Origin of the sequence: Hyphomicrobium sp. (genome assembly GCF_003987855.1) — a bacterium.
Classification (GTDB): domain Bacteria; phylum Pseudomonadota; class Alphaproteobacteria; order Rhizobiales; family Hyphomicrobiaceae; genus Hyphomicrobium_B.
The window spans coordinates 526,742-540,130 of record NZ_RXIZ01000015.1; the positions used below are offsets into that span (position 1 = coordinate 526,742).

Annotated in this window: 15 protein-coding genes; 14 read left to right on the top strand and 1 reads right to left on the bottom strand. The window is 61.4% G+C overall.

Going from position 1 to position 13,389, the window contains the following annotated elements; translation table 11 throughout:
- The first annotated feature begins 67 nt into the window (after positions 1-67).
- From EKK30_RS15480 to EKK30_RS15545, 14 genes are all read left to right on the top strand, one after another.
- Positions 68-850, top strand: a complete 783-nt coding sequence (locus tag EKK30_RS15480) for a 3-hydroxybutyrate dehydrogenase (RefSeq protein ID WP_290986430.1) — start codon at positions 68-70, stop codon at positions 848-850.
- 46 nt (positions 851-896) lie between these two features.
- A complete protein-coding gene (locus EKK30_RS15485) occupies positions 897-1,640 on the top strand; it encodes an acetoacetate decarboxylase (protein WP_290986431.1) in 744 nt (247 codons plus the stop codon).
- A 44-nt stretch (positions 1,641-1,684) separates the two neighbouring features.
- Complete coding sequence (locus EKK30_RS15490; protein WP_290986432.1) at positions 1,685-2,713, top strand: NAD-dependent epimerase/dehydratase family protein; 1,029 nt, start codon at positions 1,685-1,687, stop codon at positions 2,711-2,713.
- Positions 2,714-2,813: 100 nt separating this feature from the next.
- Positions 2,814-4,247, top strand: a complete 1,434-nt coding sequence (locus EKK30_RS15495; protein ID WP_290986433.1) for a Do family serine endopeptidase — start codon at positions 2,814-2,816, stop codon at positions 4,245-4,247.
- A 130-nt stretch (positions 4,248-4,377) separates the two neighbouring features.
- Positions 4,378-5,028, top strand: a complete 651-nt coding sequence (locus EKK30_RS15500) for a polymer-forming cytoskeletal protein (protein ID WP_290986435.1) — start codon at positions 4,378-4,380, stop codon at positions 5,026-5,028.
- A complete protein-coding gene (locus tag EKK30_RS15505; RefSeq protein WP_290986436.1) occupies positions 5,028-5,582 on the top strand; it encodes an AAA family ATPase in 555 nt (184 codons plus the stop codon). Before EKK30_RS15500 ends, EKK30_RS15505 begins: the two co-directional genes overlap by 1 nt.
- Positions 5,583-5,687: 105 nt before the next feature.
- Positions 5,688-7,010, top strand: coding sequence for a replication-associated recombination protein A (locus tag EKK30_RS15510; protein WP_290986438.1), 1,323 nt, complete (start codon positions 5,688-5,690; stop codon positions 7,008-7,010).
- A 96-nt stretch (positions 7,011-7,106) separates the two neighbouring features.
- On the top strand, positions 7,107-7,754 hold the full coding sequence (locus EKK30_RS15515) for a ParB-like protein (protein ID WP_290986439.1): 648 nt from the start codon (positions 7,107-7,109) through the stop codon (positions 7,752-7,754).
- Positions 7,755-7,773: 19 nt separating this feature from the next.
- Entirely contained in the window at positions 7,774-8,463 is a 690-nt protein-coding gene (locus EKK30_RS15520) for a VIT family protein (RefSeq protein WP_290986441.1), read from the top strand.
- A 137-nt stretch (positions 8,464-8,600) separates the two neighbouring features.
- A complete protein-coding gene (locus tag EKK30_RS15525; protein WP_290986442.1) occupies positions 8,601-9,596 on the top strand; it encodes an RluA family pseudouridine synthase in 996 nt (331 codons plus the stop codon).
- A 15-nt stretch (positions 9,597-9,611) separates the two neighbouring features.
- The gene (locus EKK30_RS15530; RefSeq protein WP_290986444.1) at positions 9,612-10,130 is read left to right on the top strand and encodes a DUF6790 family protein; all 519 of its coding nucleotides are present in this window, start codon (positions 9,612-9,614) and stop codon (positions 10,128-10,130) included.
- Positions 10,127-10,438 carry a DUF1272 domain-containing protein gene (locus EKK30_RS15535; protein WP_290986445.1) on the top strand — a complete coding sequence of 104 codons (312 nt, stop codon included), beginning with the start codon at positions 10,127-10,129 and terminating at the stop codon, positions 10,436-10,438. Before EKK30_RS15530 ends, EKK30_RS15535 begins: the two co-directional genes overlap by 4 nt.
- A 37-nt stretch (positions 10,439-10,475) precedes the next feature.
- Entirely contained in the window at positions 10,476-11,156 is a 681-nt protein-coding gene (locus tag EKK30_RS15540) for an HAD-IA family hydrolase (RefSeq protein ID WP_290986447.1), read from the top strand.
- The gene (locus EKK30_RS15545; protein WP_290986449.1) at positions 11,153-11,956 is read left to right on the top strand and encodes an ATP12 family chaperone protein; all 804 of its coding nucleotides are present in this window, start codon (positions 11,153-11,155) and stop codon (positions 11,954-11,956) included. Before EKK30_RS15540 ends, EKK30_RS15545 begins: the two co-directional genes overlap by 4 nt.
- Here the strand turns inward: EKK30_RS15545 and EKK30_RS15550 are convergent.
- Positions 11,949-13,250: a hemolysin family protein gene (locus tag EKK30_RS15550; RefSeq protein ID WP_290986450.1), complete on the bottom strand. Its 1,302-nt coding sequence runs from the start codon at positions 13,248-13,250 to the stop codon at positions 11,949-11,951. The two genes, EKK30_RS15545 and EKK30_RS15550, sit on opposite strands and share 8 nt — an antisense overlap.
- Positions 13,251-13,389 lie beyond the last annotated feature (139 nt).

The window sequence follows — 13,389 nt, forward strand, 5'->3', positions numbered from 1 at the left end:
ATGAAACCGAAATGCGTCAAGCCCGCACCGGCAATGGCTCGATTTCGCTCGCCATCGGGAGGGGTTTATGACGGTCAAACGAAATGCGCTGATCACGGGTTCGACGAGCGGAATTGGTCTTGGTATTGCACGTGGCCTTGCCGCGATTGGCCATAACATCATGCTCAATGGCTTCGCGGATCGTGAAGAAATCGAGCATTTGAAAGCCGAAATCTCATCCACCTATGGCGTCAGGGTCGGCTACACCAATGCCGACGTCAGCAATCCCGAAGCAATTGCGGGCGCCGTAGAGCAGACGAAAGCCGATATCGGCGAGATCGACATCCTCGTCAATAACGCGGGCATTCAGTTCGTCTCTCCGATCGAGGAATTCCCGATCGAGAAATGGAACGCCATTATCGCGATCGATCTCGCGTCAGCGTTTCATTTCATTCGCCTCGCGCTGCCCGGCATGAAACAGCGTGGCTTTGGCCGCATCATCAACGTTGCGTCCGCGCACGCGCTGGTCGCCTCTCCATTCAAAGCGGCATACGTCTCGGCGAAGCACGGCATCGCCGGTCTGACCAAGACGGTGGCGCTGGAAGCCGCCGAGCACGGCATCACCGTCAATGCCATCTGCCCCGGTTACGTTCTGACGCCGCTTGTCGAAAAGCAAATTCCCGATCAGGCGCACGCCCGCGGTATCTCGGAAGAAGCGGTCGTTCGCGATGTGCTTCTGGCGGCGCAGCCGACGAAGCGCTTCATCAAAGTGGAGGAGGTCGCAGCCCTCGCGGCATTCCTCGCCGACGAACAAACGACCTCGATCACCGGCGCGATCATCCCGATCGATGGCGGTTGGACGGCCCACTGAAGCAGCAGCGCTAAGCCAACCACGCCGAGCGAACGGGAGAACTGACATGCGCGCCGAAGACATCCGATCCTTGCCCTCGATGCCGCTGGCGGGCCCAAGCTATCCGGCCGGGCCGTACCGCTTCGTCAATCGCGAGTACATGATCATCTCTTACGAAACCGATCGCGAGATCATCCGCGAGCAATTACCCGAACCGCTGGAGCCGGTCGACACGCCCATCGTGCACTATGAATGGATCTCGATGCCGGATTCATCGGGCTTCGGCAGCTACACGGAATCCGGCCTGGTGATCCCTTGCCGCTACCAGGGCGAAGACATGAACTTCGTCGCGCAGATGTATCTCGACGACGACCCGCCGATTGTCGCCGGCCGGGAAATATGGGGCTTTCCAAAAAAGTACGCACATCCCAAGCTTGAGGTCGTGAAGGATACGCTCACCGGCACGCTCGAATACGCCGGCCAACTCGTCGCCATGGGGACGATGGGCTATAAGCATCTATCGATGGCCGGGAACGGGGCGGCGACGACCGCCATCCTGTCGAAGACCCAGGTAAACCTCAAGGTGATCCCCGGCGTCGATGGCAAGCTCGAGATCTGTCAGCTGGTTGCCTACAATCTGACTGAAATAACGATCAAGGGTTCTTGGATGGGGCCGGGACGGCTTCATCTCGTCCCGCACGTCAACGCTCCCGTCGCCGATCTGCCGGTGCGGAAAATCGTCGGCGCGCGGCATTTTATTGCCGATCTGACGTTGCCATTCGGCCGCCTTCTGCACGACTATCTGAAATAGGTGGAGCGCTTGGGGCGCACCGCAAGAACAATTGGTGCGCCCGCATGTCATCCGAACCTCAAGTCGTCGTAACCGGCGCAAGCGGCTTTCTGGCGAAATACATTATCGCGGAGTTTCTACGTCGCGGCCACTCGGTGCGCGGCACGCTGCGAAGCATGGGCAAGGCTGACGCAGTACGCAGCGCCGTCAATCGCCTCGGTGCCGATCCCGGCAGGCTCTCGTTCGCCGTCGCCGATCTCACCACGGATGCCGGTTGGGATGATGCTGTCGCCGCAGCCAGCGTCGTCGTACACACGGCTTCGCCCTTTCCCATCTCACAGCCCGACGACGCAGAGATCCTGATTTCTCCAGCGCGCGACGGTACTCTGCGTGTATTGCGAGCAGCGACGAAAGCGAGCGTGGCACGTGTCGTTCTGACATCCTCGACGGTCGCGATCTTCTATCCGAGCGGAAGGCCGAAGGAGCACATCTATTCCGAGGAGGATTTCACGGATGAGACCCGCCCTGACCTGACGGCCTATTTCAAATCGAAGACGATTGCGGAGAAAGCGGCGTGGGACTTCACGGAATCCACGCCCGGCGCTCCTAAGATGGTCGCGATCAACCCGAGCTTTGTGCAGGGGCCGGCCGTCGATAGCGATCTCTCCACCTCGCACGAACTTTATCGGGTATTGGCGAAGGGCACCTATCCGGCCGCGCCGAGCATAATGTTTCCGGTGACCGACGTTCGCGATGTTGCCGTGGCGCACGTCGAAGCGGCTTTCCGGCCGGGGATCGGCGGCCAGCGTTATCTCGTCGGGGAGGGTCAGCTGACGCTTTTTGGACTTGGACGCATCTTGGCGCGCGAGTGCCCGGACTTGGCGTCGAAAGTCCCGAAATTCGAGCTCCCCGACTTTGCCGTGCGCTTAGCCGCCACCTTCGACAGGAAGTTGCAGACGGTTTTGCCGGAACTCGGACAGAAGAAGGCCTATTCCAACGCCAAAGTGAAGACGGACCTTGGACTTACGCTTCGGGGCGCGGATGAAGCGGCCACCGCTGCTGTCCGATCATTACGAGACCTTAGGTTGATCTGACCGCACGTCTGAACATATTTCTCGGGCCGGATTCGCCTCGAACAGGCGGCCGCGCGGGTGTTTGGGTGTGTCGCGAGATTTCAATTCGAAGAGCTGATCGATGACAATGAAAAAGTGGTTCCTCGTCTGTGCAGCTATCGCAATCGGCGCCGCCGTGGCGCCCAAGGTGTTCGCGCCGACCGAAGAATCCTTCGCGCAGGAAAAGATCGTCCCGCCATCGCGCGAGGCTGTACAGTATTCGTACGCGCCGATCGTGAAGAAGGCCGCGCCCGCTGTCGTCAACGTGTATGTGCGCAGCCGTGTGCAGACGTTCGACTCGCCCTTTGCGAATGACCCGTTCTTTCGCCAGTTCTTCGGTCGCGCATTCGGCCGGCCCTCCGAACGCGTGATGAGTTCTCTGGGTTCAGGTGTCATCGTCAATCGTGAAGGTCTTGTCGTCACCAATACGCACGTCATCAAGGGCGGCAGCGATGCTGCCATTCGGGTGGCGCTGGCTGACAAGCGCGAATACGACGCGAAGGTCATCGCCCAGGACGACAAAGCCGACATCGCCGTCCTGAAGATCGAGGGCGGCGACGGCAACTTCCCGTATCTGGGTTTCGATGACTCGGATTCTCTCGAAGTCGGCGATCAGGTGCTGGCGATCGGCAACCCGTTCGGCGTCGGCCAGACGGTGACGAGTGGCATCGTGTCGGCGCTGTCTCGCACGGAAGTGGGCCAATCCGAAAATCAGGTTTTCATTCAGACGGATGCTGCGATCAATCCTGGTAATTCCGGCGGTGCGCTCGTCGACATGTCGGGCCGTCTCGTCGGCATCAACACAATGATTTACTCCCAATCCGGCGGGTCGGTCGGCATCGGCTTCGCCATTCCCTCGAACCTCGTGCGCGTTTACGCCGACAGCGCTGCATCCGGGCGGAAGGTCGAGAAGCCGTGGCTCGGCGCGAAGCTCGAAGCCATGTCGCGTGAGATCGCGGAAGGCCTCGGTCTCAACCGGGTCGCTGGTGCGGTCGTGACGCGCCTCTACGATAAGGGACCGGCTGCCACTGCGGGTCTCCAAGCGGGTGACGTCATCACGCACGTCGATGGTGTCGAGGTCGTCGACGCCCGCGCAGTCTACTATCGGCTGACGACGAAGGGCATCGGCCAGACCGCGCGCCTCAGCGTCATTCGGAATGGCAAAGCCGCTGAAATCGAACTGCCGCTCGTCGTCGCGCCCAAGCCCGGGAAAAACGACGCCAAGAATCTTTCGGGCAACCACCCGCTCGACGGCGCCCGGATATCGAACATCCTTCCTTCGATTGCCGACGAGTTTGAACTCGATGAGGTCGGAGGTGTCGTGGTGACCTCGGTCCGAGACGGGTCGACGGCGCAGCAATTCGGTTTCCAGCCGGGCGACATCATCGTTGCGATCGGCGGAACGAAAATCGCGACGGTCGATGAAGCCGAGCACGCGCTTTCCGATCGTCAGCGCGTCTGGCAGATTTCTGTCAAACGCGGCAACCGCGTGCTTCAATTGCAGGTGCCGGGCTGATCGTTAACCTCGTTTTTTGCGACCATCGGGCTCGATGGCCGCGCGCTCGCCGAGAAGCTGACAAATTCGTGGCAGAGGTTGCCCTGCGGCAAGCTTGCCGGGTTTGGTGATGCGTAACGGAGTAAGCTCGATGGCCGACAATCGTGGGGTGTTGATCATCGGCGAAGACGCCGTTCTCAAAGGCGAAGTGAAAAACGGCAACCGCATCGAGATTGGGGGCTACGTCGAAGGCGGCGTGAGGGCATCGGATGTCATCGTCCACGAAGGCGGCAAGCTTTTTGGTACCCTCAATTCGGAAAACGCCGAAATCCGCGGCACGATCCAAGGAGACGTGCGTGTCCAGCAGCTGATCCAGATCAAGAGGACCGGCCAGGCCTCCGGCAAAATCAAATATGGTCGCCTGTCGATGGAGGAGGGAGGCGAACTCACCGCTCACGTCCGCAACATACCGCCGACGCTTGCGGGCGATCTCGACTTGACGGTGCCGAAAGCCGGCGTTGTGCGCATCACGACGGCCGACCTCAATGCACTTGATCCGGATGACAAGCCGGAAAACCTCACCTTCCATATCTCCAACGCTTCGGGAGGCTATGTGGCGCTCTCCAGCGATCCTGCCCGGCCCGTGGACGCTTTCTCGCAGGCCAACCTCGAAAGCGGCATCGTGTACTTCGCCCACGACGGCTCGAACGCTGATACGGCGCGCTTCGACGTGGAGGTGAGCGACATCTCCGGCGCCACGTCCGGCGCGCCACAGACCGTAAACGTCGCTGTCCGGGGCTGATGGAGCGTAATTGCTGGACGCGATACGTTGTTCTCTCGGGCTGTTCCGGCGGCGGGAAGTCGACGCTCCTGGCGGAGCTTGGTCGGCGCGGTCACAACACCGTAGACGAGCCGGGGCGGCGGATTGTTCGCGTCGAAACCGAAACGGGCGGAACTGCACTTCCGTGGGTCGATATGGCGGCATTCGCCCGGCGCGCAATAGCCGTGTCTATCGAAGATCGTAAGGCGGCGGCGGATTTCCCCGGCTGGGTTTTCTTCGATCGCGGTCTGGTCGATGCGGCAGTCGCGTTGGAGCGCGCGCTTGGAGAGTCCGTCGTCGAGCGACTTGGGCGATTACACCCTTACAACCGAACTGTATTTCTGGCTCCTCCGTGGCCGGAAATTTACGCGGCGGATGCGGAGCGTAGGCATGCCCTCGCCGAGGCGATTGCCGAGTACAGTTGGCTCAAGAGCTCGTATCCTCGCCTAGGATATGACGTTATTGAACTTCCCCGCATCAGCGTCGAAAAGCGAGCAGATCTCGTTCTGTTTGAATTGGCAAAGCGTTTTCGGTGACAAATCCGAACAGCATGCTGACAGACGTGTAGGTCGGCGATCGCTCTTCCTGGACGAGCACTAACCATTTGGACGGAAGAGACACTGGGCTTATATAACGCCCGCATGACCAACCTCTTCGAAGCCGCCGGATTGGAGAAAAGCGCGCCGCGGCCGCTTGCCGACCGGTTACGCCCCAAATCCTTGTCCGAGGTCGTCGGCCAGGAACACATTGTCGGGCCGGAAGGTACGCTGACGCGCATGCTCAAGAGCGGGCGCGTGCCGAGCCTCATCTTCTGGGGCCCGCCGGGCTCCGGCAAGACGACTATCGCGAGACTTCTGGCCGGCGAGACGAACCTCATGTTCGAGCAGCTCTCGGCGATTTTCTCCGGCGTCGCCGAACTGCGCAAAGCCTTCGATCGCGCCAAGATCATGCGCGAGCAGGGCAAAGGCACGCTGCTGTTCATCGACGAGATCCATCGCTTCAATCGCTCGCAGCAAGACAGCTTCCTGCCCTACATGGAAGACGGCACGATCACTCTTGTCGGTGCCACGACCGAGAACCCGTCCTTCGAACTCAACGCCGCTGTGCTGTCGCGGGCGAGCGTGCTGGTCCTGAACCGGCTCACGGACGAGAACCTCGAGACCATTCTCGAGCGCGCGGAGAAGGAAGTCGGCCGTCCGCTGCCGCTTGATGATGATGCACGCGACGCCTTGAAAGGCATGGCCGACGGCGACGGCCGTTCGATCCTCAACCTCGTCGAGGATGTGTTTGCGGCGGTTCCGGCAAAGGGAAAGGGCAAGCCTCTCAACCGCGAAGCCCTCGTCAAACTCGTGCAGCGTCGCGCGCCCCTATACGACAAGTCGCGCGAAGGCCATTACAACCTGATCTCCGCGCTGCATAAGGCCGTCCGCGGCTCCGATCCGGACGCAGCGCTCTATTACTTCTGCCGCATGCTCGACGGCGGCGAGGATCGCCTGTTTCTTGCACGCCGCATCGTGCGGATGGCCGTCGAAGACATCGGCCTCGCCGATCCGCAAGCGCTCGTCGTTGCCAACGCCGCCAAGGACGCCTACGACTTTCTCGGCAGCCCGGAAGGTGAGCTTGCGTTGGCGGAGGCGGTGATCTACGTCGCGACCGCGCCGAAGTCGAACGCCAATTACGTCGCCTACAAAGCCGCGATGCGCGCCGCGAAGGAGCACGGCTCTCTGGCGCCGCCCAAGACGATCCTCAACGCGCCGACGAAGCTGATGGAAGAGGAAGGCTACGGCTCGGAGTATCTCTACGATCACGATCAGCCGGATGCATTCTCGGGCCAGAACTACTTTCCCGATGCGTTCAAGAAGCGCCCGCAATACTACGACCCGCCCGAACGCGGTTTTGAGCGCGAGATCCGCAAGCGGCTCGATTATTGGGCCAAGCTTCGCGCCGAGCGGCAGGGGAAATAATCGTCTGCCGACCTTCTGTTATACCTTTTCGTAAGTCTCACGCGATCTGTTTTCCGCTAGAAGGGCTAGGACCTAAGCCACATCGAGGAGCGTCAGATGGCAGAGCAAACGACGGAACCCAACCCGCAATCGCCGCAGCCGCTTCTCCACGCCATCGCCATCGCCGATCTTCGCCCCACGCAAATGACGGTGGGCATGCGCGAAGTTGAACGCAAGCGCGCGGATTGGAAAAAGCTCGCATCGAACAAGACGGGCACCTTCCTTGGCCGTCACATGATACCTGTCGTGCGAGGTCCAAAGAGCCGCTACTACGTCATCGATCATCACCACCTTGCGCGCGCCCTTCACGACGAGGGTGTCGAGCAGATACTGATCTCGCCTGTCGCCGATCTGCGCGCGTTGGGCAAAGACGAATTCTGGCGCTTCATGGACAATCGTGGCTGGATGCATCCGTTCGACAGCAATGGCGAACGCCAGACCCGCAGCGAGCTTCCAAAATCGGTCGCCGATCTGCAGGATGATCCGTACCGCAGCCTTGCGGGCGAACTGCGCTACGCCGGCGGATACGCCAAGGACGCGACGCCGTTCAGCGAATTCCTTTGGGCCGACGCCCTGCGCGTGCGCGTCGATGCGAAAGCGGCAAAGGGCGATCCCGAGACTGCGCTGACGCAGGCTTTGCAATTCGCGAAAAGTCCCGACGCGTCGTATCTTCCCGGCTGGTGCGGACCGCATCCGCGTTCGTAGAAGAGATGGGAATTCTGAAATGTCCATGGTCGAGCAGCACGTGGTGGAACGCGTCGGCTGGCTGCGCGCAGCGGTGCTCGGCGCCAATGACGGCATTCTGTCGACGGCGAGCCTGATCGCTGGCGTCGCCTCGGCCAACGGCTCTCAGCAGTCAATCCTTATCGCGGGCGTCGCTGGCCTCGTTGCCGGCTCGCTGTCGATGGCAGCAGGCGAATACGTATCGGTGAGTTCACAACGCGATGCCGAGAACGCCGATCTCGATCGCGAACGCAAGGAGCTCGCGACCCAGCCCGAGTTCGAGCTTCAGGAGCTTGCGGACATCTACGTGAAGCGCGGCGTCGAGCCCTCGCTTGCGCGGCAGGTCGCCAAGCAGCTGATGGCGCGGGATGCGCTCGGCGTGCATGCGCGCGAAGAGTTAGGCATTTCCGAACTGACGACCGCACGCCCGATTACCGCCGCGCTCGCCTCTGCCGCGTCGTTCGCGGTTGGCGCTGCCGTTCCGGTGCTGGTGGCTCTGTTCTCGCCGGAGGGTCGGGCGACGATACTGGTTACCGCCGCCTCGCTTATCTGTCTGGCGATATTGGGGGCGGTGGGCGCGCAGGCCGGCGGCGCCAACGTCTGGCGCGCGACGATGCGCGTGACCTTCTGGGGGGCGTTGGCAATGGCGATCACCGCATTGATCGGCCACCTCTCCGGCCAGACGGTTTAGCGGCCGTTTGCCATACGCACTTCCTTGCCGGGACTATCGGAGCTATACGGACTGCATCCGTACTGGATTTCTCGTATGATTTGCGCATTGCGCCGGTGGCCGAACGTTTTCGCGGCTGCCCGATGTTGGACTATGTAATGACCACCACGACTTCCAAGGTTGAAACCCTCCGCGTCGCCGATGGCGAGGCCGATATGCGCCTCGATCGCTGGTTCCGCGTGCATTTTCCGGAGGTCGGGTACACCTACCTTCAGAAGCTCCTGCGCTCGGGCCAGGTGCGCGTCGATTCCAAGCGCGCGCAGGCGAATGATCGCTTGAACGCTGGCGCCGAGATCCGGGTGCCGGCAATTGTGCGCCAGCCGAAGAAATCAGGCACCGGTTTGCAGGCTCCTCCCGGCGTGTCCAAGGGTGATCGCGACGCCATCGAGAAAATGATCCTGTTCGAGGACGAGCACGTGCTCGTCTTGAACAAGCCGTTCGGTCTCGCCGTGCAAGGCGGGACAGGAACGAAGAAGCACATCGACGGCATGCTCGAGGGCATGGCGGACCGGTTCGGCGGCGAGCGTCCGCGCCTCGTCCATCGTCTCGATCGTGATACGACGGGCGTGCTGCTCGTCGCCAAGACGCGCGATGCGGCGGCAAAGCTCGGCCGCACGTTCCAGACGCGGTCTGCTGCCAAAACATATTGGGCGCTCGTCAAGGGTGTGCCAAAGCCTCCGCAAGGCAAGGTCGAAGCAGCGCTGGTGAAGGCTTCCGGCCCGGACGGCGACCGCGTTCGCAAAGCCAAGCCTGGCGAGCAGGACGTCGCCATGCACGCGACGACGCATTATTCGGTGGTAGACCGCGCCGCTCACAAGGTGGCGTGGGTCTCGTTGAAGCCTGTAACCGGGCGTCAGCACCAGCTGCGCGCGCACATGCATCTCATCGGTCATCCGATCGTCGGCGACAACAAGTACGAGGGCGACGTCAACATGCCCGCCGAGAACATGGACAAGAAGCTGCATCTGCACGCCCGCCGTCTCGTCATTCCGCATCCCAAAGGCGGCAAGACGATCGATGTTACGGCGCCCTTGCCGGATCACATGCGGCGGAGCTGGGAGCTGTTGGGCTTCGACGAAGAGAAGTTCGAATAGGAAGAAGCCACCTTGATGATCGAGGAAATCGTCAGGTTCATTCTGTCAAATTTCACCCTGACGTTCCTCGTGATCGGTCTGCTGTTCTCGCTGGTCGCGATCGCACGCGCGCTAAAGCCGGTGACGGCCGCGATGGTCGTCGAGAAGCTGATCTCCTGGCACGTCTTCTGGGCCATCGGCGTCTGCTTCTTCTACAATTTTGTGATGCATTCGATTTTCGGCAAGACGGCGGCTGCATTCATCGGCTGGCCCGACAGTCCGTTTCAATTCGAGGTCGGAACGGCGAGCCTCGGCTTTTCGGTGGTCGGCTTTTTGGCGGCGTTTCGCAGCTTCGATCTTCGGCTCGCGGCGATTGTTGGTCCGGCGATCTTCACTTTAGGAGCCGCGGTGGGGCACATCTATCAGATGATGACCGCCCATGATTTCGCACCCGGCAATGCCGGCGTAATTTTCTATCTCGATATTCTGATCCCACTGTTCGGATTCCTTCTGCTCTGGCTGGCGCATCGCTACAGCCTGAAAGGAGAGCCGTGATGCTGGAACTGCGGCCGACGTGCGAAAACTGCAATCGCCCCTTGCCCCCAGATTCGAGCGAGGCTCGCATCTGCTCCTACGAATGCACGTTTTGTGCGCAATGCGTTGATGAGGTTCTGAAGAATGTTTGCCCCAATTGCGGAGGCGGGTTCGCGCTGAGGCCGGTGCGTCCATCGGTAAACTGGAACGGCGACAACTACCTGGGCAAGGACCCTGCAAGCACGGTCATCAAGCATCGCCCTGTCGACGCCGCGAAGCATGCGGAATTCTTAGCCAAAATCATGGGAATACCGCCGGAGCGCCGCTGACATTGCGCACTGTCGCAGGCATCGCTAAATACCCCTCATGAAACTCGTAGTGTTTGATTGCGACGGCACGATCGTCGACAGCCAGGCCGGCATCGTGCTTTCGATGGTGCATGCATTCACGTCGCTGCAGATGACGCCGCCGACCCGGGAAGCCACGCTTTCCGTCGTCGGCCTGTCGCTTCCTGAGGCCTTCGCGGTACTGGCTCCCGACGTCGAAAAGGCGACCCGCGCCGAACTTGCAGAACGATACAAGTCGGCCTTCCGGGAGCTGAAACACGACCCGGCCGAAACGGAAATTTTGTTCCCCCAGGCGAAAGAGATCATCGCCCAGCTGGCTGCGCGCGACGATCATCTGCTCGGCATCGCGACCGGCAAGTCCCGCCGCGGTATCGATCGGTTGTTCGATCGTGAAGGCTGGCACGGCAGCTTCGCGACCATTCAGACGGCCGACGACCACCCCTCGAAGCCTCATCCCTCCATGCTCCATCGGGCCATGCTCGAAACCGATACCGCGCCGGAAGTTGCGGTGATGATCGGCGACACGACCTACGATATGGCAATGGCGCGTTCGGCAGGGATAGCGGCAATTGGCGTCGCCTGGGGTTATCACACAGTCGCGGATCTAATGGGGGCCGGTGCGCATATTATAGTCGAGCGCTTCACGGACCTGCCGCAAGCGATCGAAGATGTCTTCGCAATCGAAAGCCGAGCCGCATGACGGGTGAGAACGAAAGCGACAAGCCTGCCTCGGACGAATGGGGACCTCGCCCTACCGGCGGCCCGGGGAAGACATTGACCGACAGCCTTGCGAAGCCGCTTCCGCGCCGCTTCTACAAAGAGGTAAGCATCGGCGACAGCGCGCCTTTCCACGTCCTGCTCGACGGCCGTCAGATCAAGACTCCCAAGAAACGCGCGCTTGCCCTCCCCACGAAGGCTCTCGCTGAGGCGATTGCCGAAGAGTGGCGTGCGCAGGCGGAGGTGATCAATCCGGCTCATATGCCGCTTACCCGCTTTGCCAACACCGCCATCGATGCGGTCGTGGAAACGCTCGATGCGGTGGCTGACGATATTGCCGCCTACGCTGGTAGCGATCTCATTTGCTACCGTGCGGAAGCCCCTGAAAAGTTGGTCGAACTTCAGGCCGAGCATTGGGACCCGATCGTCGCGTGGGCGAATGAGACCCTCAATGCGCACTTCAGGGTCGGTTTCGGCATCGTGCACGTTGCCCAGCCGGGCGAGGCGATCGCGTCCTTCGCGCATGCGCTGCTGCCGCACGAGGCCATGCGCCTGACGGCCATGCATGTCCTCACCACGTTGACGGGTTCCGCGCTGATTGCACTCGCCGTCGATAGACAGTGGCTCAGTCCAGACGTGGCGTGGGCCGCCGCGCACGTCGACGAGGATTACCAGATCGCCCATTGGGGTGAGGATTTCGAAGCCGCCGCACGGCGTCGCGGCCGTCGCACCGAGTTCGATGCCGCCGTGAAGTTTCTCGCTTTGATCGAGAAGCCTACGTAGGAATTCGCCGGCGCAGAGGTACGAGGCGGCTCGCGAGCACCTTGTCGATCCGCCGCGCATCGAGGTCGACCACCTCGAACCGCCATCCGCTGATGTCGATATGTTCTCCCGTTTTCGGAAGATGCTGCAGGCCTGCGAGCACGAAGCCCGCCACCGTCTCGTAAGAGCGGTTCTCGGGGATCGTGATGCCGATCTTCTCGGCCATTTCATCGACCGGCATAGCGCCGGACAAGAGCCAAGAGCCGTCGTCGCGCTCGACAGCGTGAGGTTCTAGCCCCTCCGCATCGGATTTGAACACGCCAGCGATCGCCTCGAGAATGTCGGCGGGCGTCACCAGCCCTTCGAAGTCCCCGTATTCGTTGTGAATTAGGGCCATCGGCACTTCGGCGTCGCGCAGTACCGATAAGACATCGAGCGCGGCCGCGGTCTCCGGGATCATTGGCGCCCGGCGAACGAACGGCTTGATGTCCAACGCCTCGCCCTTCAGCACACTCGATAACAGCTCGCGCGTTTGCACCACGCCGACCAGCTTGTCGGCTGAGCCTTCGCCAACAGGCAGGCGCGAATGAGGCGTCGAAATCAAGCGCTCGCGAATGACTTCGGCCGGAGCGGTCACGTCGATCCAAACGACGTCGGTGCGCGGCGTCATGATCCCGACGACGGCGCGATCCGCCAGACGCATGACGCCGGAAATGAGTTCCCCTTCGCCGCTTTCGAGAACGCCCGCGGTTTCAGCTTCGGCGATGAGGGTCTTGATCTCCTCGTCCGTGACCTTGCTCGCGTTCTCCTGCGAAAGCCCGAGCAACCGGAACACCAGGTTGGTCGAGGCTTCGAGCAGCCAAACGAGTGGGCTCGCGGCAGTTGCGAAAGCCGTCATGATCGGTGCGACCACGCAGGCGATCGTCTCGGCATTTCGGAGCGCCAGCGTCTTGGGTACCAATTCGCCGATGATGACCGAGAGATAAGTGATGACCGCAACGACGATGCCGAAGCCGAGCGGGTCGGCGACCTGAGGACTGAACCCCAGGCCTTGCAGATGGCCGGAGGCGTCCTCGCCGAAGGTCTCGCCGGAATAGGCGCCGTTGATAGTGCCGATGAGCGTGATGCCGATCTGAACAGCTGAAAGGAAACGACCGGGCTGTGCGGAAAGGGCGAGCGCGCTGCTGGCACCGGCTCTGCCAGCGGCAGCCATTGTCTTGAGCCGCGGCCGGCGCGCGGACACGACTGCCAGCTCGGAAAGCGCAAAAAGGCCGTTGAGCAGAATGAGAGCCAGGACGATAAGGACTTCGGTCACGACATTCGCGGCCGACGGATCGCGTCCTAGCCACTCCAAGTTATTGAGATTCCAATGCTAGGGGTTCGCCATGATCAAATCAAGGCCGTCGCCGGCCTCGCAAAATCGAGGCTTTCCTTAGTTAAGGGGCGTTCAGTCT